Annotated in this window: 26 protein-coding genes and 1 riboswitch; of the genes, 16 read left to right on the forward strand and 10 right to left on the reverse strand. The window is 37.9% G+C overall.

Annotated elements, in window-relative coordinates; translation table 11 throughout:
- Positions 1-52: 52 nt before the first annotated feature.
- Entirely contained in the window at positions 53-1,795 is a 1,743-nt protein-coding gene (ade, locus tag D1B32_RS03435; protein ID WP_095309944.1) for an adenine deaminase, read from the forward strand.
- A gap of 61 nt (positions 1,796-1,856) precedes the next feature.
- On the opposite strand, the gene D1B32_RS03440 is transcribed toward ade, so the two are convergent.
- Positions 1,857-3,389 (reverse strand): DHA2 family efflux MFS transporter permease subunit, encoded by a 1,533-nt coding sequence (locus tag D1B32_RS03440; RefSeq protein ID WP_095309942.1) that lies wholly within the window; start codon positions 3,387-3,389, stop codon positions 1,857-1,859.
- 172 nt (positions 3,390-3,561) lie between these two features.
- Between D1B32_RS03440 and D1B32_RS03445 the strand changes: the two genes are divergently transcribed.
- Both D1B32_RS03445 and D1B32_RS03450 read left to right on the forward strand, forming a co-directional pair.
- Positions 3,562-4,467 (forward strand): TetR/AcrR family transcriptional regulator, encoded by a 906-nt coding sequence (locus D1B32_RS03445; protein ID WP_118888627.1) that lies wholly within the window; start codon positions 3,562-3,564, stop codon positions 4,465-4,467.
- Between the two features lie 344 nt (positions 4,468-4,811).
- Positions 4,812-5,288 (forward strand): GNAT family N-acetyltransferase, encoded by a 477-nt coding sequence (locus D1B32_RS03450; RefSeq protein ID WP_095309938.1) that lies wholly within the window; start codon positions 4,812-4,814, stop codon positions 5,286-5,288.
- 88 nt (positions 5,289-5,376) lie between these two features.
- On the opposite strand, the gene D1B32_RS03455 is transcribed toward D1B32_RS03450, so the two are convergent.
- Positions 5,377-5,808, reverse strand: a complete 432-nt coding sequence (locus tag D1B32_RS03455) for a DUF6376 family protein (protein WP_095309936.1) — start codon at positions 5,806-5,808, stop codon at positions 5,377-5,379.
- A 232-nt stretch (positions 5,809-6,040) separates the two neighbouring features.
- On the opposite strand from D1B32_RS03455, the gene D1B32_RS03460 reads away from it, so the two are divergent.
- A complete protein-coding gene (locus tag D1B32_RS03460; protein ID WP_118888628.1) occupies positions 6,041-6,601 on the forward strand; it encodes an NADPH-dependent FMN reductase in 561 nt (186 codons plus the stop codon).
- A gap of 78 nt (positions 6,602-6,679) precedes the next feature.
- Here D1B32_RS03460 and D1B32_RS03465 read toward each other — a convergent pair whose 3' ends face one another.
- Entirely contained in the window at positions 6,680-7,240 is a 561-nt protein-coding gene (locus D1B32_RS03465) for a YusW family protein (RefSeq protein WP_095309932.1), read from the reverse strand.
- Positions 7,241-7,473: 233 nt separating this feature from the next.
- Complete coding sequence (gene pdxK, locus D1B32_RS03470; protein WP_095309930.1) at positions 7,474-8,286, reverse strand: pyridoxine/pyridoxal/pyridoxamine kinase; 813 nt, start codon at positions 8,284-8,286, stop codon at positions 7,474-7,476.
- A gap of 170 nt (positions 8,287-8,456) precedes the next feature.
- On the opposite strand from pdxK, the gene D1B32_RS03475 reads away from it, so the two are divergent.
- Entirely contained in the window at positions 8,457-8,981 is a 525-nt protein-coding gene (locus tag D1B32_RS03475; RefSeq protein WP_095309928.1) for a nitroreductase family protein, read from the forward strand.
- 61 nt (positions 8,982-9,042) lie between these two features.
- Here D1B32_RS03475 and D1B32_RS03480 read toward each other — a convergent pair whose 3' ends face one another.
- Complete coding sequence (locus tag D1B32_RS03480) at positions 9,043-9,306, reverse strand: hypothetical protein (protein WP_095309926.1); 264 nt, start codon at positions 9,304-9,306, stop codon at positions 9,043-9,045.
- Positions 9,307-9,481: 175 nt separating this feature from the next.
- Positions 9,482-9,659, forward strand: a riboswitch (Lysine riboswitch).
- A gap of 108 nt (positions 9,660-9,767) precedes the next feature.
- On the opposite strand from D1B32_RS03480, the gene dapA reads away from it, so the two are divergent.
- The 6 genes from dapA to cydC all read left to right on the forward strand — a co-directional run bounded on the left by dapA (position 9,768) and on the right by cydC (position 15,848).
- On the forward strand, positions 9,768-10,661 hold the full coding sequence (gene dapA, locus D1B32_RS03485; RefSeq protein ID WP_118888629.1) for a 4-hydroxy-tetrahydrodipicolinate synthase: 894 nt from the start codon (positions 9,768-9,770) through the stop codon (positions 10,659-10,661).
- 331 nt (positions 10,662-10,992) lie between these two features.
- Positions 10,993-11,427, forward strand: a complete 435-nt coding sequence (locus D1B32_RS03490; RefSeq protein ID WP_158586200.1) for a universal stress protein — start codon at positions 10,993-10,995, stop codon at positions 11,425-11,427.
- 24 nt (positions 11,428-11,451) lie between these two features.
- Positions 11,452-11,682 (forward strand): YdbC family protein, encoded by a 231-nt coding sequence (locus tag D1B32_RS03495; RefSeq protein WP_095309920.1) that lies wholly within the window; start codon positions 11,452-11,454, stop codon positions 11,680-11,682.
- A gap of 85 nt (positions 11,683-11,767) precedes the next feature.
- Complete coding sequence (locus tag D1B32_RS03505; RefSeq protein WP_118888632.1) at positions 11,768-12,154, forward strand: hypothetical protein; 387 nt, start codon at positions 11,768-11,770, stop codon at positions 12,152-12,154.
- 242 nt (positions 12,155-12,396) lie between these two features.
- Positions 12,397-14,130, forward strand: a complete 1,734-nt coding sequence (gene cydD / locus D1B32_RS03510; RefSeq protein ID WP_118888633.1) for a thiol reductant ABC exporter subunit CydD — start codon at positions 12,397-12,399, stop codon at positions 14,128-14,130.
- Positions 14,127-15,848 (forward strand): thiol reductant ABC exporter subunit CydC, encoded by a 1,722-nt coding sequence (gene cydC, locus D1B32_RS03515; protein WP_118888634.1) that lies wholly within the window; start codon positions 14,127-14,129, stop codon positions 15,846-15,848. Before cydD ends, cydC begins: the two co-directional genes overlap by 4 nt.
- 26 nt (positions 15,849-15,874) lie before the next feature.
- Here cydC and cydS read toward each other — a convergent pair whose 3' ends face one another.
- The 3 genes from cydS to D1B32_RS03525 are packed head-to-tail and all read right to left on the reverse strand — an operon-like array spanning position 15,875 to position 18,362.
- Positions 15,875-15,994 (reverse strand): cytochrome bd oxidase small subunit CydS family protein, encoded by a 120-nt coding sequence (cydS, locus tag D1B32_RS24575; RefSeq protein WP_379600300.1) that lies wholly within the window; start codon positions 15,992-15,994, stop codon positions 15,875-15,877.
- A gap of 5 nt (positions 15,995-15,999) precedes the next feature.
- Positions 16,000-17,025, reverse strand: coding sequence for a cytochrome d ubiquinol oxidase subunit II (locus tag D1B32_RS03520; protein ID WP_095309912.1), 1,026 nt, complete (start codon positions 17,023-17,025; stop codon positions 16,000-16,002).
- Positions 17,022-18,362 (reverse strand): cytochrome ubiquinol oxidase subunit I, encoded by a 1,341-nt coding sequence (locus tag D1B32_RS03525; RefSeq protein ID WP_095309910.1) that lies wholly within the window; start codon positions 18,360-18,362, stop codon positions 17,022-17,024. Before D1B32_RS03525 ends, D1B32_RS03520 begins: the two co-directional genes overlap by 4 nt.
- A gap of 376 nt (positions 18,363-18,738) precedes the next feature.
- Between D1B32_RS03525 and D1B32_RS03530 the strand changes: the two genes are divergently transcribed.
- The 3 genes from D1B32_RS03530 to D1B32_RS03540 all read left to right on the forward strand — a co-directional run bounded on the left by D1B32_RS03530 (position 18,739) and on the right by D1B32_RS03540 (position 22,114).
- The gene (locus D1B32_RS03530) at positions 18,739-19,248 is read left to right on the forward strand and encodes a YfiT family bacillithiol transferase (protein WP_095309908.1); all 510 of its coding nucleotides are present in this window, start codon (positions 18,739-18,741) and stop codon (positions 19,246-19,248) included.
- 506 nt (positions 19,249-19,754) lie between these two features.
- On the forward strand, positions 19,755-20,870 hold the full coding sequence (proB, locus tag D1B32_RS03535) for a glutamate 5-kinase (RefSeq protein ID WP_095309906.1): 1,116 nt from the start codon (positions 19,755-19,757) through the stop codon (positions 20,868-20,870).
- Positions 20,867-22,114, forward strand: a complete 1,248-nt coding sequence (locus D1B32_RS03540) for a glutamate-5-semialdehyde dehydrogenase (protein WP_095309904.1) — start codon at positions 20,867-20,869, stop codon at positions 22,112-22,114. The genes proB and D1B32_RS03540 overlap by 4 nt, the downstream gene beginning before the upstream one ends.
- Before the next feature lie 227 nt (positions 22,115-22,341).
- Here D1B32_RS03540 and D1B32_RS24120 read toward each other — a convergent pair whose 3' ends face one another.
- Complete coding sequence (locus tag D1B32_RS24120; protein WP_095309900.1) at positions 22,342-22,539, reverse strand: NB-ARC domain-containing protein; 198 nt, start codon at positions 22,537-22,539, stop codon at positions 22,342-22,344.
- A 25-nt stretch (positions 22,540-22,564) separates the two neighbouring features.
- On the reverse strand, positions 22,565-23,143 hold the full coding sequence (locus tag D1B32_RS03550; RefSeq protein WP_095309898.1) for an SCO family protein: 579 nt from the start codon (positions 23,141-23,143) through the stop codon (positions 22,565-22,567).
- Positions 23,144-23,421: 278 nt separating this feature from the next.
- Between D1B32_RS03550 and D1B32_RS03555 the strand changes: the two genes are divergently transcribed.
- Together D1B32_RS03555 and D1B32_RS03560 are read left to right on the forward strand one after the other, a co-directional pair.
- The gene (locus D1B32_RS03555; protein WP_095309896.1) at positions 23,422-25,068 is read left to right on the forward strand and encodes an ATP-binding protein; all 1,647 of its coding nucleotides are present in this window, start codon (positions 23,422-23,424) and stop codon (positions 25,066-25,068) included.
- Positions 25,061-25,780: a response regulator gene (locus tag D1B32_RS03560; protein WP_095309894.1), complete on the forward strand. Its 720-nt coding sequence runs from the start codon at positions 25,061-25,063 to the stop codon at positions 25,778-25,780. Before D1B32_RS03555 ends, D1B32_RS03560 begins: the two co-directional genes overlap by 8 nt.
- The last annotated feature ends 101 nt before the right edge of the window (positions 25,781-25,881 follow it).

A 25,881-nucleotide genomic window follows, 5' to 3' on the forward strand; every position in this document is an offset into this window, starting at 1 on the left:
AAATAGCTGTGACGAAAGAAGTATTTCCAGAACATGAATAGGAGTTGTTTTGATGAGCAATTCAGAAGCAATTAAAAAAAGAATAGCAGTAGCTGGCAAAAGAACTCCTGCCGATACCGTTATTAAAAATGCTGATATTCTAAATGTTTTTACAGGAGAAATGATGGATGGAGATATTGCGATTGTCGATGGCTATATTGCTGGAATTGGATCGTATGACGGAATGGAAGAAATAGATGCCAGTGGGAAAACAGTGGTACCAGGATTTATTGATGGTCACGTTCATATCGAAAGTACGATGCTCACTCCACGGGAATTTTCCAAGCTTTCGCTACAACATGGTGTAACGACAGTTATAACGGATCCACATGAGATTGCCAATGTAGCCGGAGCAGAAGGAATCCAGTTTTTTTTGAATGACGCCGAAGATCTGCCGATGGATATTTTCATCAATTTGCCATCCAGTGTACCGGCAACTATGTTTGAAAACAATGGTGCAACATTAGATGCGAAAGATTTACAGCCCTTTTTGGCTCATTCAAATGTTCTGGGTCTTGCTGAGGTCATGGATTTTTCTTCTGTGAAAAATGGAGAGAAACAGATTATTAACAAGATAGCAATGGTTCAAGCGAATGGAGGAGTAATTGACGGACATGCAGCAGGAGTTGATAAGGAAGATTTAAACGTCTATATGGCTGCGGGAATTCGCACGGATCATGAAAGTGTAAGCAGTCAAGAAGGAAAAGCCCGTCTTGATTTAGGGATGTATCTAATGGTAAGAGAAGGTACTGTTGCCAAGGACTTAGAGGCATTACTTCCGATTATCACAGCACAAAATTCCAGAAGGTGTATGTTTGTAACAGATGATATATTGTTAGATGATCTTGTAGAGCAAGGAAGCATTGATCATATTGTCCGACTTGCAATGGAAAAGGGACTAGACCCGGCAATTGCGATTCAGATGGCAAGCTTGAATGCTGCTGAATGTTTTGGTTTACGTCATATTGGAGCTGTTGCATCAGGATATCAGGCAGATTTTCTGCTGTTAGATGACTTACAGTCTGTCTCCATTCATCAAGTATATAAGGGTGGCAAGTGTGTTGTAGATAAGGGAGAAATTAATAAAGCATCATTTTCTGAGGTGCGATCAATTCAAAGCACGATGGCTTCTCTTCCCGCATTTCATACAAAAAAGCTAACTGAAAATGATTTAGAGCTTCCTCTTAAATCAACTGATTGTAATATTATCGAAATTATGCCGAACAGTATTGTGACGAAGCATTTAAAAGAAAGTGTACACGTAGAAAATGGATTGTTTGTTGCTTCAGCAAAAACTGATCATCTGAAGGTGGCTGTGATTGAAAGACATAAGGGTACCGGAAATGTTGGAATAGGGATTGTGAAAGGATTTCGATTGCAAAAAGGGGCAATTGCTACTTCAGTGGCACATGATTCTCACAATATTGTTGTTGTTGGAGTATCTGATAAGGAGATGCTTCGCGCGGTCGATGAAGTTTTAAAAACAAATGGTGGATTAGTAGTTGTAGATGGAAAAGAAGTGTTAGCTTCCTTATCTTTACCTGTTGGAGGATTGATGTCTAACACTACTTATGAAGATACTTACAAAACGCTACAAAAAATGAATGCTGCAACAAGCAAGTTAGGTGCAAGTGAATCATTTAATTTGTTTCTAACTCTATCTTTCTTAACCTTACCAGTAATACCTGAATTAAAGCTTACGGATCAGGGGTTATTCCATTTCGATTCCTTTTCCTTAATTGATATAGAAATTTAATGCATTAAAAATCCCTTGGAATTTAGTTGAATTTCAAGGGATTTTTTTGTTATATCAGTTATTATCCTGCAATTGCTTTATCCGCTTCCTTTTTCTTTACATTCCTTTTTTCAATCGTACCATCTGATTTAACACGACGAATAAAGAAAGCCAGAACTAGTGCTACAGCTCCGATTATGGTGGAAACAAAGAAAGAAAAATTGATTCCATGAAGCATTGCTTCATTGATAATTTGTGCCTGTGCCTCTGCAATTGCTTGGTTAGATTGTGCTATACTAGAATCTATTGTTGCCATCGCATTTTCAGTTAATTCAAGTGCTTTTGCTTCTGTACGATTATTCATTAAGGTAACTAATAATGCAGCACCAATTGCACCAGAAACCTGTTGAAGCGTATTATTCATTGCAGTCCCGTGTGGGTTTGCTTCCATGGGTAACTGATTTAATCCATTTGTCATGACTGGCATCATTACCATAGACATTCCAAAGCTACGGAAAGTAAATAAAAGCATGAGACTCACATAGGACATTTCCATATCTAGTTGACTGAAGAAAAAGGTCGTTGTTACGACAATAATTAGCCCTATAATGGCAAGCGTTCTTGCTCCGTATTTATCAAAAAGACGGCCGGTGATCGGGGACATGAATCCCATTACGACTGCTCCAGGAAGCATGAGTAATCCAGCGTCCATTGGAGAAAAACCACGAATGGTTTGAATATAAATCGGTACTAATATCATCGCAGAGAACATTGCCATGGATAAAACAATGGAGATTGCTGATGATAATGCGAACATTGGATATTTGAATATCCGGAATTCGAGCATTGGGTCATCCATTCGAAGCTGACGAAGTATCAAGGCAATTAAAGCTATGATACCGACGATAATTGTGCTGTATACAAGTGGGTGATCCCATCCCTTGTCACCAGCTGAACTGAAGCCGTATAATAGTCCGCCAAAGCCGAAACTAGATAAAACAATGGAAAATACATCGAGCTTTATATGACGCTGTGGTGTAATATTTTTCAGTTTGAAAATGGAATAAATTAAGGTAAAGACAGCAAAAGGTAATACAATGTCGAACAGCATTCTCCAACTGTAGTGTTCAACAATCCAGCCAGAAAGTGTTGGCCCGATTGCTGGTGCCACAAACATAACCATTCCAAAGATACCCATCGCAGTACCTCTTTTTTCGATTGGAAAGGCAGTTAGCATGATATTCATTAACAATGGCATCATCATCGCTGATCCTGCTGCTTGAATCATTCTTGCAGTAAGAAGTATACCGAATGTTGGAGACAAGCTTGCAAGCAATGTGCCTATCGTAAACAATGTCATTGCAGTCAGAAATAGACTGCGATTCGTAAAACGTTGAATAAAAAATGCACTCGCAGGAATTAAAATTCCGTTAATAAGCATGTATCCTGTAGACAACCATTGGACAGCTGTAGGATTTACTTGAAATTCATCCATAATAGATGGCAGAGCAATATTTAACAGGGTTTCATTTAAGATGGAAACAAAGGCGCCGATAAATAAAATTGCAATCATACCATATGGAGGTTTATGTTGAATAGGATTTATTTCACTCATTATTCCTAATCCTTCTTTCTATAATTAAATAGTCCTGCATTTAGGACAAAGTATATTCTATACTCACAGTCTAATAATATCAAGTATATAATTTATTTTCTATGTAAAAATTGATATAACAAGTTTAAAAGACTATATTATAACTAGACGACTATTATAAAAAGGTGATTAAATGAACCGTAAGAAAAAGCAAATTATAAATGCTGCACATCGTTTGTTTATTGAAAAAGGATTTGTAGCAACATCAATTCAAGATATTTTAGATGAAGCGGAAATTGCAAAGGGGACGTTTTATAATTACTTTACTTCAAAAAATGAATGCTTAATGGCAATATTGGAATTTGTATATGAAGAAACGAACCAAAAAAGAAATGAGATTGCGCATGGGAAAAATATAAATGATGAGAAGGTTTTAGCTGAACAAATAGCTATTCGGATGGATACGAATCGCAAGCATAGCATGATGGCGCTTTTTTCTTCGATATCGCTTTTAGATGATGAAGATTTACAAGCATTCATTGGTAAGCAACACAGAAGGGAATTACAATGGGTTGCAAAAAGACTAAAAGAGGTTAATGGAGCGAATACAGAACGCTTTGCATTGGATCATGCTGTCATTCTTTTGGGGACTATCCATCACGCCGTTCATCTTTTGAAAATCAATGAGAATAAAGAAATAACGCCAAGAAAAGTGATACAATTTGCTATCGATTCTATAAAGCCCATTGTGAAAGGACACTCCCAGGAAGTGCTTTTTCATGCGGATATGATTTCAAACGTTCCAGAAGATATAGGTGAGAATATCATGTCTTTAAAAATACAAACAATTTCTCAGTTAGAGACATTACTTAAAGAAGTAAACAAACGAGAAGGAAATCATACAAAGAAAGGTGAATATCTGCAATTTTTAATCGGTGAATTAGAAATGGAAAAACCACGACTCTTTTTAGTAGAAAGTGTTCTCATGTCTTTGTCAAAAATAGTTGATGAACGAGAAGTAATTGGCAATGAACGACAAGTCTTCCAGCTGCTATGGACTTTCATTGAAAAAATTAAAGAAGCAGAAGCGGAAAAATAACTTCTTTATGTGAAATAATTAGATTAGTTTAATTATGTTGATTCAAAGGAATGATAATGATATAGGATTAAAATCGACTACTGTAAGGGAGATGCATATGAGCAGATTACTACGAAGACTTATTCGATATGGTCCGATTCTTTATCCAATCATTAGAAAACTGTGGAAAAATCGGAAGGCTAAAAGAAACTATAATTAATTGTTGTAGAGGTGGTTCAAATTGGGCCGCCTCTAAAATATTAATGGAGAGCTGGCTATCATTTTTTAGACAATCATCAATTCTCCTTGTTATAATTAAGTATATATTGGGATAATACATACCGCAGAAAAAGCGAGGAAATGACATGCAATATACGATAAGGAACATGACAGAAACGTATGCGATTGAGGTTCTTTGCTGGAAATATGAACGACCATATAATTTCTATAATCAAGTATTAACAAGTCATGCAATTATGGAATTGACGGGAAATAAATACTATGTTGTCTTTGACCGATACGATGTGTTGATAGGATTTTTCTGTGTTGGAGCTTCTGCTAAGGTGCCTGCTGGCTATCCACATGGTGCATATCAAGAAGCTTGTGTAGATGTGGGATTAGGTATGAAGCCAGCATTTACTGGAAAAGGGCTTGGCTTTTCGTTTTTTTCAGCTATTCTTGATTTTGTAGCAGAAAACTATGAAGGAATAGATATAAGACTAACCGTTGCTACCTTTAATAAACGAGCCATTCGTCTTTATGAAAAAGCGGGCTTTGTTGAACAAACTAAATTTCAAAGTGAGCGGGCCGAGTTTAGTACCATGATCAAGCGGATAGTCTAGCTAGGGAAATTTTATTTCTTTGGCATAAGACCAGATGAAAAATAAACCGGCTATGAACGCAGGCGATGCATCATAACCGATTCATATATTAAAATCCAAGGTCTTCGATTTGATTTTGGAGTTCAGTAATCGTTTCAATCGTTTGGAATAATTCCGATTCCTCTAGCTTCTCAACAGCGACTTCTCCATTTTGAATAACATTTGATGTAATGTCCAAGAGTTCTTGATTTTTTTCTGTGAAATTTTGATGCAGACCTACTGCGAGTTCAGGAACATCTATGGCATTAAAATCAGCAATGGATTCCTCTAAGGCTATGAAATGACTTTTTAAATCTTCTTGTACTGCCGGGTCGGAAACTGCTTGATCTACAAGTCCTGGAACCTCTTCTGTAAAGCTGCTCAATTCATTTAAATACTCCGTTGCCTCTGTTGCATAGTCCAATGTATTATTCGTCTCCTCAATGAAGGAACAACCGGAAAGTACGGTCGATATTAATAAAAGCATTATTAATTTTTTCATATGAATCTCCTTTCAACTAGATTTATTTTAGCCTATTTTCTACAATAATTAAACATTTCATTTTGTAAGCGTTTTATTTTCATATCTGAAATAACAATTATTTTGAGTGAAAGCTGAAAGTGAGTTCGAGAAGTCACATTACTTGAATATATGACCTGAATTTGATAAACATATAGTTATGTAATTAAAGTATTACAATAAGATACGTAACTATAGATGGAGGAATTATAGAATGAAAATTGTTGCGATGGTAGGAAGTAACCGTAAAGAGTCCTATAACATGAAGCTTGTTCAATTCATGCAGAATAGATATGCAGGAAAAGTTGATATTGAAATTTTACCGATTGATCAGCTGCCGATGTATAACGAAGATGACGAACTAAATCCGCCAGAGGTTGTAAAAGAAATCCGTGCGAAAATAATGGCAAGTGATGGAATCTTATTTGCAACTCCAGAATACAATGGCTCTATTTCTGGAATGCTAAAAAATGCAATTGATTGGTTTTCTCGTGTAGAAAAAGTAATGGTGAAAAAGCCAGCAATGATTGTTGGAGCTTCAATGGGGGCGTTAGGTACAGTGAAAGCACAACTGCATTTACGTCAAATTTTGAATGCGCCAGGAGTAGCAACATTGACATTGCCTGGAAATGAAGTTTTTGTTGGCTCTGTTCATGAAAAAATTGACGCACAAGGGAATCTGACAGATGAGCCAACTGTTCAATTTATTGATTCCGTTGTAACGAATTTTGTTAGCTGGACTGAAAGTTTTAAAGTAACTGCTGATGTAAAATAATGATTAATAGTAAACTCCGCTGCTTGTATCGTATACAAAACAGCGGAGTTTTTAGTTGAAGCTTATGCTGCAAATGGTTTACTGTTGATATTCGACTTCCGTACCACCAGCATACTCGATGTCTAGTTCAACATTCTGCGCGTCAGTTGGGATATTGAAAGCTTCAAGGACAGTACTTAGAACCTCTTCCTTTGGCGTATTTTCATCAAAGTCAAAAGTAGAGAAGATGCTATCAAGCTCTTGCATCGCTTCATCGCCTCGTAATTGAATTCCTTGTGTTTCATTTCGATAGGATGCTTCCGTTTCGTTCGTATCCTGCTCATATTCTACTTCGACAATATCTTCTGTTCCTTCGAAATCTGCTTCTAAATCAAAGCTAGTAAACGCGTAATCGGATTCCGTATCTGTTGTTACATTATCACTGTCATTCGTTGCATTATTATCTGTCGCTGAACCACTGTCTGTATTGCCATTATTTTGATCGTTAGAAGCATTATCTTGATCGTTTGTGGCGTTGTTTTCCGTCTCTCCCGCATTATTATCCGCTGGAGGATTTGTATCTTCTTCCGTAGTTCCTCCACATGCTGCAATAAGAAAGGCTAATGTTGTTATTGTTATTAGTACCATAAACTTTTTCATGGTGCTCACTCCTATCTAATAGTTTATACCACTATATTGCCCAAAAGCCTAAAAACTAAACGATGTAATAGCATTTTGTATCTTTTCACCTATGGTAAGAATCTTAATTGTAGATTCGAATGATAGAACTAGAATATTCTAAGTAATTTGTATCAGGAAGTGATTGTGAATTCTAATGCTTATTAAAAGCCTTGAAAATCGAATGCATTCGTTTCCAAGGCTTGTTCTAATATTTATTTGTTGTTTGTTACTTTGTTGTAGGCACCATGCATAACTGGGCCAACATATTCATTTAGCTTCCAACCATTAGCAATTGCTGCAGTAACAAAATCCTTAGCAGCAAATACGGATTCCTTTACACTTTTGCCATTTGCTAGATTTGCTGTGATTGCTGCAGCAAATGTACATCCAGCTCCATGATTATATGTGGTATCGACTTTTTCTTTTTCAAGTATTTCAAAGTCTGTACCATCATAAAATAAATCAATCGCTTTTTCATGATCCAGCGCCTTGCCGCCTTTAATGACAACATTCTTGGCACCGAGCTCGTGGATTTTTAATGCAGCTTGTTTCATATCTTCAATTGATTTTAAGGGCTTAGTCTGTGCTAATTGACTAGCTTCAAATAAGTTAGGTGTTGTAACGAGTGCGCGCGGAAGAAGATATTCACGCATTGCGTCTGTATTTTCCGGCTGTAATACTTCATCTTCGCCTTTACAAACCATAACTGGATCTAGTACGAAATTATTAATTTTATATGCATCGATTTTTTCTGCACCAAGCTTAATGATATCAACCGATCCTAACATACCGGATTTCATCGCGTCTACTCCGACGGATAGAATCGTGTCTAATTGTCTGTTTACAAGATCCAGGTCAATTGGTGTTACGTGATGATTCCATCCCTCTGGATTCATTGTAACGATGCAGGTTAATGCAGTCATACCATATACATCATGCTCCTGAAACGTTTTTAAATCAGCAGCGATACCTGCACCTCCACTTGTGTCCGAACCTGCAAGTGTTAACGTTTTTTTCATTGTCATTGATAGAACCTCCTCTAGAATGCTAATTTTTATTATAGCACTTTTGAAGGGTCTGTCACTAAACACATACTCATGGATTGTTAAAAATAACTTGACGTTTGGTGGTCTAAATCATATTAGTTTGATATGATTAATTCAGAAAATAAAAATAAAGGGAGAGAGGTTGTACGATGGATGTTTTTCAAGCGATACAAGAAAGGCGCGAAATTACTGCGTATGTTAACCGTTGCATTCCGAATGAAGTACTAGAAAAAGTCGTGGATGCAGGTTATTATGCACCATCAGGAAATAATCTTCCGTCAAAGTCGTTAATTGTAGTAAGGAATCGTTCTACCTTGGACAGTCTTGCTGCAACAACACCTTATATGAAATGGTTAAAAGAGGCACAGGCGGCGATTGTCGTCACGGGAAAGCCCCAAATAAGTAAATACTGGCTGCAGGATGCATCAATTGCTTGTGCGTTTATTTGGCTCGAAGCAGTTGAGGTTGGGCTTGGTGCAGCGTTTGGAGCGGTTTATCATTCCGAGGATGAGAACGAATCCATCGTTAGGGAAAATCATGTGCGAAAGCTGCTTAGCATTCCGGAAGAACACCGTATTGTCGCTATTTTGGGAATGGGGTATCCTCAAGAAGCATTAAAACCGAAAAAACACCTAGCAAGAGAAGAAATTGTACATTATGATACATTTAGCTAAAATGCATGAAACTGTTCTCTAAACATAAGTTTGGACAACAGTTTCTTTGCTTAACATGCAACTATGACTTCCCGTGATTTTGATCTTGATATAGCATATCTATCTTTTTTTGCAAGTCTGTTATTTGCTGCTGCATCAATAGAATCTGCTGATCCATCTGTATCTTTTCCTGATTTACTTGTAGTTCCACTTCTTTTTCCTGTTCGTATGTGATAAAGGAACCAATAACTGCCAAATTACTTCCAATGGTACTAATTAAACCACCTACTAGAATTAGCTTATCACCGAAATTTGCAGGGAGGTCACGATATGAATTTCGCTCCATCTTAATTACCTCCTCAGAATTAAGTTATGTAATAGCGTATGTTTTGTTCGCTTATCCTGCCCATCATTTTGAAAGTTATGATGTTCTTTTCATGTGGTTCAAATGCTTGTTTTCTAGATATATCCCTGTTATAATACACATAATAATTAAATACTTTCTTATTTTAGATTTGTAAAGTAAGGGTAGAGGTGCAAAGACCATTAATACTTACATGGAGGAGAATGAGCTCTGAAGAAATGTGAGGAAAGGGGGATTTGCCGAAGTGGAAGAAGACTCATCTTCTGAAGCTGGGCCTGTTATCAAATAGATACGGGACTGTCATATAGGAAACTATATGGAGGGCTATCAAGCTTAGAACGGTAAATAATGTTCTATAAGCGGCAGCGAGCTCTCTCTCGTTGCTGCTTTTTAATTTGGTCCTAAAGCATCAATAAAATATTGGATGAAAAGGGTGTATTGATATGAATTTTGGTAATGTATTAACAGCAATGGTTACTCCGTTTAATGAGGCGGGAGAAATTGATTTTGAACGAACAAAGGGGTTAGTTAATTACTTGATAGCAAACGGTACAGAAGGTTTAGTTGTTGCTGGGACAACGGGGGAATCACCAACACTTTCTAATAATGAAAAAGTGAAGTTATTTCAAACAGTTGTAGAAGAAGTAAATGGAAGGATTCCTGTTATTGCGGGAACTGGTACGAATAATACAAGAGCATCTATTGAATTAACGAAAGAGGCAGCGGCTACAGGTGTTGACGGGATTATGCTTGTTGTTCCTTACTATAATAAACCGTCACAAGAAGGCATGTATCAGCATTTTAAATCGATTGCAGAAAGTACAGCACTTCCTGTCATGCTTTATAATATTCCAGGTAGAAGTGTGGTAAACATGGAATTAGAAACGATTGTTCGACTTTCTAGAATCCCAAACATTGTTTCACTAAAAGAAGCTAGTGGGGATTTAGATAAGGTTTCGGAGATTATAAGCCATACTTCTGATAATTTTACTGTTTACAGCGGGGATGATAGCCTGACATTGCCGACACTTGCTGTAGGTGGAACTGGGGTTATTTCTGTAGCATCACACATATTAGGTAATGAGATGCAAGAGATGGTAAAGCTTTTTCAGAATGGTGATGTAGCTAATGCCAGTGCTATACACCGACATATTTTGCCAGTAATGAAAGCATTGTTTTCAGCTCCAAGCCCTACCCCAGTAAAAGAAGCACTGAACCATATTGGAGTACCAGTTGGTGGTGTTCGTCTACCACTTGTACCATTGACGGAGTCAGAAAGAGCGTCTATTTGTAAACTAGTAGCGGCCTATGAAGTGAAAAACGCAATCGGATATTAAGTTAGAGAAAAGGAGTAAGCAGTGAAGCTTATTCCTTTTTTTGATACCAGGGAATGCTGTGGATAAATACCTTATGACACGATAACGAAGACTTACCGACTTGGGAAGACATAGATTAGTAGCACTTATACCCTGGAGTGAATCACCTGCGCAGGAATGTTCGATAAGTCGAACCTACTCCAAAATATGGGGCGCAGTCCGTACATCAGCGTCAACTTACCAAATATGAAGTCTGACGAAAGCCATTAAAAAATTAACCTCTCTAGACGTATCCATGTATAATAAATTAAGTGGATTAAGTAGCTAACCTTTAATAAAGTGAGGAATGCAAATGAATCGAAAAATTCTCGTATCGTATGATGGTTCAAATCGTAGTAAAAAGGCGATTAAAGAGGCAAAGAATCAGGCGTCAATTACAGAAAAAGCAGAAGTACATGTTATTTCTGTTGTGACACCGGGAATTAAAAGTAACGAGACAGCTATTGCAGGCAACATATCCATGGCAGATGCAGAATTTCTTTTACCGGAACTACATCAAATCAAGAAGGAAATGGAAGCATCAGGAATTGTTACGATAACGGAAATTCGGACGGACTTTTCACAGCGTAACCCGGGGAGAGCGATTTGTGAATATGCTTTAGCTAACGAAATAGATTTGATCATTGTAGGCAATCGGGGGCTTAGTAATATAAAAAGTCTTCTGTTAGGTAGTGTGAGCAATACGATTGTACAGAACGCCAAGTGCCCTGTTTTGATTGTTAAATAGAATGAAGCATAAAGGAGTATGAATATGGCTGAATTAAATTATAAAATTGTAGAAACAATTGCTGTTATTTCGGAGTCGCCAAAAGGATGGACAAAGGAATTGAATGTGATCAGCTGGAATGGTCGCCCACCAAAATATGATTTACGAGACTGGGCACCTGGTAAGGAAAAGATGGGTAAAGGTGTTACTTTAACAGAAGAAGAGATTGTCCAATTGAAGAAAGCATTGGCAAATTTAAACGCGCTTTCGGAATAGAACGATTATCTAAATCACTGACTTTGGGAGATGGCTGATGATTTGGATAAATTGTAATAAAGACAAATGAAAAGTGGGAGATAAAATGAGAGAAATCGTTATTACTCTTGCGGAAATTGTAAATAATATTCATGACATCCTTACAGACATGTTCGGTCTACATATGACAGATAAAGAACTCCATTTTTGGATTATGGGCTTTATGGGAATGACGATTTTCTTCTTTGTCTATATCTTTTTCAAGCTATTGGAAAAGCTTAAATGGAGTACGACGATATTTTCCTTTATCTATACGTTCACCATTATGGTTGTTATCGTTTTTGCAATTGAATTGCAGCAAGCAATTACGAATCGGGGAAACATGGAGTTTGCAGATGCAGTAATGGGACTATGGGGCTTTTTTGTCATGTTTTTCATTTATGCTGTAATTGCATGCGTTATTTACTTTGCTATAAAATTTATTAAGAAGTAGCTGACTGCCCAACAAAGTGAGACTATGCGATCGCTCGTTTTGTTGGGCAGTTTTTACGTGAATTCTACTTCCTCTTTTGGAGACGGTGAAAATTCTCTAACGTAAGGAGCAAGGTTAATTTTATCACCCTTAAAATCGACAACTATGTTAACACCCTAGCTATCCGTTTACTTCGGTATTTTAAATCATGTATACTTATGTGAAGATGTTCACTAAAATAGCTTTCGTTAGGGGGAGAATCAATGAATAGATTGAAGAATATAGCAGCAGAACAGAAAGGAAAGCTCATACTTTTTATTGTGCTTGCGATTCTTTCTGCGTTTGCTATTATCGGTCAAGGTTATTTATTTGTGATAATCATTGATCGTATTTTCCTAAAAGGCTATTCATTTTCAGAAATTAGCCCGTTAATTATAGGCTTAGTCGTAGCGCTTTTTTTACGGACAGGACTAAATTATTTGAATGGAAGAGCAGGAGCAAGAATGGCTACTCTTGCTAAAAGAGAGCTGCGCAGGCTGTTTGTACATACATTTTCAAGAAATTCAATGCAAGCTTCATTGGAAGGACAGTCTGGCCAAAAGGTTGGGCTCCTATTGGATACGGTTGATGAAATAGATTCTTATTTTAGCAGCTATATTCCACAAATTATTCAATCAACGATTGTACCGCTTTTCATCCTTGTTGTTATTTTAATGGAACATATGGCAACAGGAATTATTATCCTAGTTACCGCACCATTTATTCCTATATTTATGATAATTATTGGCTTTAATACGAAAGACAAATCCGAACAGCAGCTAGATAAGATGAATGCGTTCTCCGGTACGTTTCTTGATACGCTGCAAGGGTTAACAACATTGAAATTATTTGGACGGTCTAAAGAGCAGGAGAAAACCATTCAAAAAAGCAGCTTAGATTTCCGTGATGCAACGATGGAAGTGCTTAAAATTGCATTTACGAATTCTCTGGCTTTAGAGTTTATTTCCATGCTAAGCATCGGGCTTATCGCGTTAGAAGTTGCTGTTCGAATGATTATTTTTCAAGATATCACGTTTTTTACTGGCTTTTTAATGCTTATTCTTGCTCCAGAGTTTTACACGAAATTAAAGGAGCTAGGAAATTCATTTCATACGGGACGGACGAGCATGGCGGCAGCGAATAAATTAGATATAGAGCTTTCTGCACTCGAAAATGATGAGACACGATGGGGAGAACTACCCTTGGCGAAAAATAAGCCAGTCCATATTAAAGTGAATGATGCAGGATTTTCTTACAAGGAAGGCGGTTTTGCATTAAAGCATATTAATTTAGAACTCGAAGCTTTTGAGCAGATTGCGATTATCGGAAAAACGGGATCAGGAAAAACGACATTATTGCATATGTTAGCAGGACTAGTCCCGCTAACGGAGGGAATGATTCAAGTAAATGAAACTTCCTTAAAGCAATACAGAGAGAAGGATTGGTTTGACCAATTAAGTTATATTTCACAGAATCCGTATATATTCTCAGGTACGATTGCAGAGAATATTGCAATTGGTTCTACAAAAAGCGCATATCAAGAAGAAATTATCAAAGCAGCTGAAAAGGCAGGGATTAATGATTTAGTGGATTCGCTTGAACATGGATATGACACGTTAATCGGTGAAGGAGGAAGAGGCCTTTCTGGTGGGGAGAAACAGCGAATAGCGCTAGCCAGAGCATTTCTCAAACGCCCATCTGTCATTCTTTTTGATGAGCCGACGACAGGGCTGGATTTGCAAACGGAACAAATTCTTCAGAAATCAATGGAGGAACTAGGAAAACATTCGACAGTTATTACGGTTGCTCACCGCCTTCATACGATTCAAAAGGCTGATAAAATCGTCCTTTTAGATAACGGTGAAATTAAGGCAGCAGGAACACATGATGAGTTACTAACAACGGTAGAAGCCTATCGGAATATGGTGACTGTACAGCAGGGAGGGATGACTAAATGAAGGGATTACGTTCTGTCATCAAGATCGTGTTGCAGGAAAAAAAAGATGTCATTTTTTCAATTGCTTGTGGATTTCTAGCTGGAGTAACTGCCGTCGGGCTATTCTCATCGAGTGGTTATTTAATTTCCAAGGCAGCCTTAGTGCCACCGATCTATTCCTTGATGGTACTTGTTGCGATCGTTAAGCTACTCGGAATAATATCGGCATTAAGTCGATATGGTGAAAGATATTTTTCACATCGAGCGACTTTTACAATGCTAAGTAATTTGCGTGTTTCGTTTTATAAAAAAATGGAGCCACTCGCACCAACTATTTTTCAAAGTCATCGCAGTGGAGACTTACTAGCAAGAATCGTTGGCGATGTAGAATCGCTGCAAAATTACTTTTTACGTGTTTTTTACCCACCGATAGTGCTTGTTCTTGTATTTCTTGTTACCATTCTTTTCACGGCTTATTTTTCCATTGAAGCAGCCTTGCTTCTGCTACTTGGATTATTATTAACCACTTTGGTTGTTCCGTTAGTCATCGGCATGAAGCAACGGAAAATCGATTATCGTGTTAGGAGTGAGCGAGGCAATTTATCAACGGAAGTAACAGAATTCCTGTACGGGTTTCGTGATTTAAAAATATATCAGCAAGTAGATGACAAAGAGGAAGCATTATTAAAATCAGCTGATACGTATTTGTTGGAGCAGGAGCGGGAAAATGTGCATCGTTTATTTAGTGAATCGGCAAATACGTTTCTATCCCTACTTGTTTCCGTATCCGTGCTAACGGTAAGTGCATATTTTGTATCCGTACAGCAGCTAGATGGTTTGTTTCTTGCCATGCTTGTGATGATATCCTTAACACTGTTTGAAAATACTTCTCCGATGGCGGCTTTTCCAAGCTATCTTCAAGAAAGTCGTCAGGCAGTAACAAGGCTAGATGAGGTAATGGAGAGGAAAGGAAATGAGGATGATTCGTTCGAAACGCTGCAAATTAAACGGGCTCCTTCCATTACTTTTCATGATGTGTCCTTTGCTTTTCCGACAGAATCACGTGATACATTAAAAGATCTAACGTTTCATTTACCTGCTGGTTCAAAAACGGCAATTGTCGGTCCAAGTGGGTCCGGGAAGTCTACCATTATGCAGCTTTTACTGAAATTATACCAGGTACGAGATGGTGCTATTTCACTTAATGATCAATCGGTAGCCGATCTAAAAGCTGAGAGCATTTGGGAGCATGCGAATGTTATGCTTCAGTCGAACCATTTTTTCTATGGAACAATTCGAGATAACTTAGCGATTTCTCAGGATGGATTAGCTGACAGAGAGATGGAAGACATTCTTTTTCACGTACAGTTAAATCATTTTGGATTGGATGATCAAGTTTTAGAAAAGGGAGAGAATCTTTCAGGCGGCGAAAAGCAGCGATTAGCACTGGCGCGAATACTGCTAAAACAAGCACCATTATGGCTGCTGGATGAACCAACCTCGTCCATCGATGCATTAACAGAGGAACAGCTATATAAACGGCTATTTGAAGTAGCTGAAAATGATACAGTCGTTTTAATTAGTCACCGTTTAACAGGGCTTGAGAAAATGGATCAAATTATTGTCATGGATCAAGGGGAAATTGCAGAAGCTGGCACCTTTGAAGAATTGATGAAAAGTAAAGGTTATTTTTATCAAATGAAGAAAATCGAACAAAGTGTCTTTTTGGCAGATCTGTAAAAAGAAAAAGAAGCTGACAGAGAAGATTAGTCCTCGTCAGCTTCTTTTGTTACAGGTTTATCCTTACCGGCTCCCCAAAATGCAACCGCAATCGCAATTAGAATAATGAGAATGGGAGCGACAAAGATTAGAAAATCATGAAACATTTAGCTCACTCCTTCTTATTCTTGATTCCTTGTACATAATTTTTATCGAACAGAAATAGCCGTAATAACAAATACAAGGAGGGAAGCAATAAGGCTAGGCCAAGAATAAACACGAATACTAATGAAATTGCCATCGCCGTATTAGTGAACCCTTCATAAATGGTAAGATGCGGGTAAAGCAAGTACGGATAATGGGAAACTCCATACGCGAAAAATGCCATTGCAAATTGACCGACAAGCAGCCAGAATGCCATACCGTAGTTTCTTCTTTTCCAGATGAGCCATACTGTTGCAAACCATAATATAAAGGAAAGTGCAAACATCCACCACAAATCCATAATCCGTTCAAAGTGGGCTTCATTGTGAGAGCTTAATTCATAAACAATGCCACTAGCAGTAATAATCAATGGTAAAGCCCACCCAAGTGCGTATTTCCGCATCAAATCAGTTGCTTTTGTATCACCAGTTTTATATGCGTACCACGTAAGGAAGACAGCGGATATATATAAAACAGCAACAATGCTTAATGCCACAATAGACCAGGTTAATGGGCTAGTAAATAGAGCTGCGTAATCAAGCACTGGGTTATCGTTCACGATGGATACGAACCCACCCTCAGAGATGGTTAAGACAATCGACAATGAAGCTGGAATTAACAGTCCGGAAGCTCCATACATAAAGGCATATCCTTTATGACCTCGTGCTCCATACGATTCAAACGCATAATAAGAGCCTCGGATTGCCAGCAAAACTAGCGCAATACTTCCTGGAATCAGTAAAATTGTTCCGAAGTAATATGCCGATTGTGGAAAGAACCCAACAATCCCAACGAAAAAGAAAACAAAAAATACATTCGTTACTTCCCAGACAGGAGATAGATAACGCTGAATAATTTTAGATAAAATATGTTGCTTACCAGTTATAATGCTTTGGGCGTTAAAAAACCCTGCACCATAGTCGATCGAGCCGACAATGACATATCCAAATAAAAATAACCAGAGTACGGAAATTCCTAGAACTTCTAAACTCATTCAGAATCACCACCTTGCTGTTTGGCGAGCGCCTTTTCAATCGGATCGTTTTTAAACATTCGTCTTAGCACGACAACCGTACCAACACCTAAAACGAAATATAATCCTACGAAAAGGATAAACATATGGCCAACATAATCACTTGATGTTGCTGCTTGATCAACCGTCATGATTCCTCTGAGTATCCAAGGTTGACGACCAACTTCCGCCATCCACCAGCCAGCTTCAATTCCTAAGAATGACAATGGCCCACCAAGGACAATAAGTGATCGGTACCATGCTGTCTTAACGAAAGACCAGCCTCGTTTTGCTCCAACCCAATAGACGAATGAGAGAGCCAGCATGAACATACCGATTGTAACCATTAAATCAAAATAATAATGGATAATTAACGGTGGCTGTTCTTCTGCTGGAAATTGATCTAATCCAATTACTTCTGCATTTGGATAACCATGCGCAAGAATACTTAATCCAAATGGAATTTGCAGCGCGTAATTCACTTCCTGATTTTCATCAAGCATTCCATAAAGAATGAGTGGTGCAGCTTCCTCAGTTTCAAAATGCCATTCAGCTGCAGCTAGTTTCTCAGGCTGATATTCTGCCAAGTACTTTCCAGACAGGTCTCCAATTAACACAGTTGCAATGGAAAAGATAAGTCCGATTTTCATCGTCATAAACAAAGCTTTTTTGTGGTATTCATGTTTCGAACCTTTAAGCAATCTGAATGCAGCAATGGCTGCCAGCATAAATGCAACGGTCATATAAGCAGTAGCAAGTACGTGGGACACTTTCGTCGGCATTGCTGCAGTAAACATTGCTGCAATCGGATTTGCATTTACAAGTTGTCCATTCATAATGTCAAAACCTGCTGGGGCATTCATAAAGGCGTTGACAATCGTAATGAAGACAGCAGACATACCACCTCCAAGTGCAACCGGGATCAATAATAGTAAGTGTTTACGAGGGTTATCAAAACGATCCCATGTATACAAATAAATCCCTAAGAATATTGCTTCAAAGAAGAAAGCAAAAACTTCCATAAATAATGGCAATGCGATGATATTACCAGCAAGCTCCATAAAGTTAGGCCACAATAGTGATAATTGTAAACCAATTGCAGTTCCTGTCACGACACCTACGGCAACCGTCACGACAAACCCTTTTGCCCATCGTCTAGCCATCAGCATATAGTGCATATCGTTCTTCTTGATTCCAACCCATTGTGCAATCATGATCATGAGGGGCACCCCTACACCGATGGTTGCATAGATAATGTGAAACGAAAGGGTTAAAAGGGTTAATAATCTACTGGCAAATACCGGATCATCAAATAACAACGCAGATCCTCCTCCTTAATTTCACAAATAAACCACCTAAGATTAGGCTCTACTTAGATATGTAAAGGCACATCTAAGTTCATTCTAACGTGTTGACGTACCTAATTGGATATTAGATATGACAATATTTCAAACGGGAAATGAATTAATTGTGAACTCTTTAACAATCTTATAATAAATCGAGAAAATGACAACCAATATGTATTTTCCCCAAAAAAATCGTTGTTAATCTATATTTAATTGGAAAGGTATTTCTTGAAAAAGAGGACCATTTCTATGGAAAGCGTTTACTAGAGGAATTAGATAGATATGTTAAAATAAAAAGAGGATGATCTAATCAAATTAAAAATAACGAATAAAGGAAAGGGGATTAAAAATGGATGTCAAATATCCAATAGGGAAATTACAGGTTCCTGAAAAAGTAACATTAGAAAATACACATGAATGCCTAAAAGAAATTGAAACTTACACGATCCGTTTAAGGAAAGCTGTTGACTCATTAAGTAATGAGGAACTCAGCAGACAATATCGTGATGGCAGCTGGACAGTTCGTCAGCTTGTTCATCATATTGCAGATTCCCAGTTGAATATGTATCAACGTTTGAAGCTTGCTTTAACAGATGAAAATCCCACAGTACCAAATTTTGATCAAGACAAGTGGGCTATTCAACCGGATACAAAACTTCCTATAGAAAGTTCCATTAAAATGCTAGAAGGCATAAATGAACGCATCGTATCTTTAGGGAATAATTTAACTGAAGAGCAATTAAATCTGGCGTTTACTCACCAAAAAAACGGTAAAATCACGGTTGCAACAAAAGTTGCAAAATTAGCTTGGCACGAAGAGCACCACTTAGCCCATATAAAAATCGCTTTAGCAGAATAATACATTATATATGGAATTGGCTTATCGAGCTACGATAAGCCAATTCTTTAAAAGTGGGCTTAATTTTTTATTCATCCAGTAGAATCTTCTAGCTGTCTTTTTTTAGTATTATCGAGCAACACGTCCTTTACTTTCATAATAACCTTCATCAAATTAAAAATTACCAATAAAAAGAACTGAATATTTTACCTATTGACAACGGGATTTTTTCTCGCCATAATAGAAATCAATATATTGAACGTTAATAAAGGACTAGTATGCGGTACTTGCTATGAAAGAGAGCGGAATTTAGAAGCTGAAAGATTCCGTCATAGACAACCTGCAGAACCTACCTTTAGAGTCCCATGCCAATACATGGGCGCATTTCCAGCGTTATGGATGAAGTGGAATGTGCATACATTCAAGTAATGGTGGTACCGCGGAAGAGAGCTCTTTCGTCCTTATAATATAGGGCGATTGGGCTTTTTTGTGTACATAAGGAAATACGTTTAATGGAGGTAATCGAAATGCGTAAGCAACGAATCGTAGTCAAAATTGGCAGTAGCTCCCTAACAAATGATAAGGGTGAAATCGATCAGCAAAAACTAAATGATCATATTCACGCGCTGGCTGCGCTTCGAGAAGCAAACCATGAAGTTATTCTTGTATCTTCAGGTGCTGTTGCAGCTGGCTTTAGAAGGCTTGGTTATTCATCAAGACCCGTCACCTTAAAAGGAAAGCAGGCTGCTGCTGCTGTTGGGCAAAGCTTATTGATTCAAACTTATATGGAAAAATTCAGTGTCTATGGAATAACGGCGGCACAGCTACTATTAACGCGGGATGATTTTTCAAATCGAGAACGTTACCGGAATGCTTATGCAACCATGACAGAGCTGCTGGAAAGAGGTATTCTTCCAATCATAAATGAAAATGATACTGTGTCAATTGAAGAATTGACATTCGGTGATAATGATATGTTATCAGCTTTAGTTAGTGGGTTTATCCATGCGGATCAGCTCATTATTTTAACAGATATTAATGGAATCTATAGTGGGAATCCAAGAACGAATTCTTCGGCGGTAAAATATGATTTCCTGGATGAGATTCCAAATGAAATGATCGAAGCTGCAGGAACGAGCGGTTCAAAAGTTGGAACAGGTGGCATGAAATCGAAGCTAATGGCCGCTAAAACGGCAACAATGATAGGTGTTCCTGTCTTTATCGGTCATGGAAATGGCCATGATAAACTCCTTCAAGTGTTGCAAGGAAGCGGAGATGGTACGTATATTGCCGGTCATGCTAAGGAGCACATAAATACACGGAAACAATGGATAGCAATTCACTCCGAATCAATGGGTAAGCTTTATGTTGATAAAGGGGCAGAAGAAGCAATATCCCATCACGGTAGTAGTCTGCTTTCAGCTGGAGTACTAAGAATAAGCGGGACATTTGAAAAGGGTGATGTCGTCCAGGTTTATGGAATACATGAATTACTTGGCAAGGGAGAAATATGCTGTTCGTCCGTTGAATTACAAAAGGCAATTGAAGATCATATGGAAAATGAACGCATCACGCCATCTATAGAAGCCATCCACCGTGATGGCTGGGTGAGTGTACAAAAAATTGGGGAGGAACTGTCATGAGTGAAGTTATTCAAAAAGGGAAGGTTGCTAAGAAAACAAGTTATTTGATGACTGGAGTTACAACAAAAGAGAAAAACGAAGCATTAGCTTTGATAGCAGAGCAATTAATAATGGATCAGGAAATGATTCTTATTGAGAATAAAATAGATTTAGCAACAGGAAAAGAAAAGGGTCTGTCGGAATCTGTATTAGACCGGATTATGCTGAATCAAGAGCGTATTGAAGGAATTGCTGCTGCAATCCATCAAGTAATTGACCTCCATGATCCGATCGGTGAAATCTTAGAAACGATCAACAAGGAAAACGGACTCAACATAGAGAAAAAGCGAGTACCTATTGGAGTCATAGGTATCATTTATGAAGCTAGACCGAATGTGACAGTAGATGCCGCAACACTTACGTTAAAAACTGGTAATGCAGTTATTTTGCGAGGGAGCTCATCAGCTAAACATTCGAATATTGCATTAGTCAGATCAATTCATCGTGCGTTGGAGAATAGTGCTCTTCCAAAGAATGCTGTCCAATTAATTGAGGATACAAGCAGAGAAACAGCAGGAGAGTTGTTTCGTTTGAATGATTACTTGGATGTATTAATTCCTAGAGGCGGAAAAAACCTGATCGATACGGTTGTGCGTGAAGCTACAGTTCCAGTAATTGAAACAGGCGCTGGAAATTGTCATATCTTTATTGATAGGACAGCTGAGAAAGAAATGGCAGAGCAAATTGTACTGAATGCAAAGCTGCAGCGTCCCTCTGTGTGTAATGCGATCGAGTCTCTATTAATCGATGCTAATTGGTTCAATCAACATGGTAGTGACCTAATGAAAAAACTAGAGGATAACGGTGTACAAATTTATGCTGACGAGCTTGTTCGAAAAGTTATTCCAACTGCTATCGAAGCAACAGAGGAAGATTGGTCGAGCGAATACCTTGGACTTTCCATTAGTATTAAGGTAGTGGATTCGGTTGAGGAAGCAATCGGGCATATTAATCAATATGGAACGAGACATTCAGAGTCGATCATTACGGAGAACACTGCACATGCCGAAATGTTCCTGCAGCATGTCGATGCAGCGGCCGTTTACCATAATGCCTCAACCCGATTTACCGATGGATTTGAATTTGGATATGGAGCCGAAATTGGAATCAGTACACAAAAGTTACATGCTAGAGGTCCGATGGGACTTGCGGCATTAACATCAAGTAAGTTTCAAATTAAAGGTAGTGGTCAAATTAGAAATTAACACTGTCCATGTAAAGGGGCTGTTCCGTGCTGGAGCAGCCCTTCCTATTACTCGAATTATTGAATGGATGAAGAATGCTGTTTGAATTGGATTATCCAGCGCTTTCTTCTGACAATTATAAGGACGATGAACGGTTGGTATTTCATTTTGTAAAGGCTGAATAATTTCTTCCTTAAATCGCTCGTAGTGAACATTGCCACCAGGATCAGACATCCGTTTTTCTGTTTTCATTTCAAAGGAAGGAAAAAGTCATCCATATGAAAAAGGGTACAATCGAACTTTGAGGCAAGTTGTTTTCCTAATGTCGTTTTTCCGCTTCCGCATCGTCCATCAATGGCAATGATTTTTGGTTTATCTGTATGATCTAATTTTTCGAGTGTGCTATATAGTGTTGAATAGATTGCCTTGTATTCACTGGTCGGCAACTCATTTCAACTCCTTATATATGTGCTATTCCTTGGTTACAGCTCTCAAATCTCCTACGATAATATCAATTTCACTTGAGCTTATACCATCATACCCTTTAATAACCTCTCCCTCAGGATTAACAAGATAGAATCTAGTCCCATGCATGACTTGATTATCTCCTTCTAGTGGTTCTTTGACCAAATTTTTAAAGGATTTGATTGATAATTCTTTGATTGTTTGAAAGTCATATCCAGTTAAAAATGACCAGTTTCCAAAATCTGCCTGATAACGCTCGCCATATTCCTTCAGAACCTCTGGTGTGTCATAATCGGGATCAACTGAAAAAGATACAAGCTGGACATCGAGGTTTTCGTCCTTCATTCTGGATTGCAACTCAGCCATATTTGCTGTCATTGGAAGACAAACAGTCGTACAATTCGTAAAAATAAAATCGGCTATCCACCATTGACCTTCCAAGTCTTTAAGGCCTAAGCTCTCATTATCTTGTGTTGTGAATTGAAAATCATCTACTTTTTCCGACATGTTTGTTTCAATAGCTTCTGAACTACAGCCGATAAGAATGAAAGCTAATAGTATATGTAGCAGGAGTATTTTCTTCATTTGAATGTCCCCTTTTATTTATGCTTCTTTTCGAACAATCAATCTATTATGTATGTAGCGCTAGTATAACATTATATCACGAATTAAGTGTTGGCGATTCAGTGAAATCATTGTGAACGATTTCTCGCTGGAGAATCAAAGAATTTGAAAATTTCAGAGGCATAACAGCCAAGTTTGATTTTATAGTAGCTGGTTAGTATTCTTAAAATAATGTGTTTTATGAAGAATGTTATAGTGGAGAAACAGTATATAAGGAAATTTCAAAAGGAGCGGGGAAAATGCGAAAGTCATCAGAGAAACAAAACATCCGCCCAAGAATAAGGATTAAGCTAAAAGCAAAAATGATTGCATTAATAAGTATCTTAATTGTAGGGGTTTTTATCATTTTCGCATTATTCCTTGAGAACTTTATTGAGGATACGATGGAAGAACAGATTGGGAAAAGAGCGCTCGGTGTTGCCACAAGTGTCGCAAACATCCCTGAATTGAGGGAAGCTTTTCAATTGGAAAATCCGGCAGCTGTCATTCAGGATATTGTTGCCCCCATTCGGAAGGGAACAGAGGCAGAATTTATTGTAGTTGGAAATACAGAGAGTGTTCGTTATTCACACCCCAGTACAAATCACATCGGAAAAAGAATGGTTGGAGACGATAATGAACGGGCCCTGAAAGATGGAGAGTCCTACGTTTCTGTTGAAGAGGGGTCGCTCGGATTATCCATTCGGGGAAAAGCGCCAGTTTTCTCTGATGAAGGAGAAATTATCGGAGTTGTATCGGTTGGATTCTTAAATGATGATATACAGAAAGTGATTGCAGATCAGAATCATTCGCTTTGGATTACCTTATTTCTTATAATATTGCTCGGTGTTCTTGGAGCTATTTTTATTTCACATTATATCAAAAAATTACTGTCCAATATGGAACCGGAAGAAATATCACAATTAATGATCGAAAAGGAAGCTATCTTGCAATCAACACATGAAGGGATAATTGCTGTTCATAATAATGGGCACATTACAATGATGAATGCTCAAGCCCAGCAACTTTTATTTAAACAACGAGTAGGGGAAAAGGATTACAGTGGAAAGTTAATCCAAGAGATAATCCCTTCTTTAAATATACAAGATTTTCTACATCATAATAGAAGCTTCTATGACAGAGAAGCGATTCTTGGTGAAAAAGTGGTACTAATAAACCAAACCCCGATGTATAACGAGGAAACAATTATTGGAACCGTTCTGACATTTCGTGAAAAAACAGAGCTAGAAGGTGTTATCCATGAGTTATCGAGGGTAAAGCAGTATGCAAATACGCAACGTGCACAAACACATGAATTTTCCAATAAGCTTTATACCATTCTTGGTCTCCTGCAGCTGAATCAGAATCAGGAAGCAATTGAATTTATTAAAAAAGAAAGTAAGCTAAGGCAAAAATGGCAGCGTTTCTTGACAGATAATATTGCAGATCCACTTATTCACGCCATTCTTCAAGGGAAATTCAATCAAGCGAATGAGCTTGGTGTGAACATGTCGATCCATCCAGATAGTCAGCTTTCCTATCGCTTTTCGGAAGAGGAAAAAGATGTATTATTAACTGCACTTGGGAATTTAATCGAAAATGCTATCGAAGCAGTGAAAGATCAAAAGCCTAATAATCGTAATGTATCCATTTTGTTTACAGATATTGGAGAAGATGTGTTAGTGGAAGTAGAAGATTCCGGCCCGGGTATTGCTGAATCAGATATTCCATGGATTTTCGAACAAGGCTTTTCGACAAAGAATGGAACCCATCGAGGAATTGGATTAGCTTTAACGTATCAAGCAGTCCAACGGATTGAGGGTCAATTAATTCTAGAAGAAGGTGACCTGGGAGGCGCCTGTTTTATCATGATCATACCAAAGAAAGGGGAAGATACAGATGCATGAAGCTTATCGTGTCTTAATCGTGGAAGATGATTTTCGCATTGCAAATATAAATCGCCAATTTGTTGAAAAAGTAGACGGATTTATCGTAAGTGATACGGTAAGGACAGGGGAAGAAGCATTGGCATTTCTTAGTGAAGGTAATGAACTTCCGGATATTATTCTTTTGGATATCTATATTCCGGATGTAGAAGACTTAAATTTATTCTGGGAGATCAGAAGCACATATAAAGAAATAGATATTATTGTTATCACAGCCGCAAAAGAAGTAGAGACAATTCAAGAAGTAGTTCGTGGCGGTGTGTTTGACTATATTATCAAACCAGTTGATGTGACTCGATTTGAGCAAATGTTAACGAGGTATAAAGAAAGAAGGCATTTACTATCATCTGTAAAGGAAATGGAACAAGGAGATATAGATGCAATGTTTTGGTCAAAGCGAGCTACAATACCAAAAAAGCAGCGTGCTGGTCTGCCAAAAGGGATTGATGCGATTACGTTAAAGGAAATTACAAGCTTGTTGAAAACCGAACAATCTGGGGGGGTTACGGCTGTTGAGCTTAGCAAACAAATTGGGACGAGTCGTTCAACAGCAAGACGATATTTAGAGTATTTAGTCAGTATAGATCAGGTTGAAACAAGACTGAAATATGGGACTGTAGGAAGACCAGAGCGAAGATATTTCCCTTGTGAAACTTATGAACAAAATGATTAATATGAAAATTAGACCGTTTATGATAAGAAACTTCCTTCCTAAATTCATTTATGTTACTTTTTTCAATAAGTAAAAAATACACACTATTTTTTACTTATACG

This window comes from Oceanobacillus profundus (assembly GCF_003515705.1).
Lineage (GTDB): Bacteria > Bacillota > Bacilli > Bacillales > Amphibacillaceae > Oceanobacillus > Oceanobacillus profundus.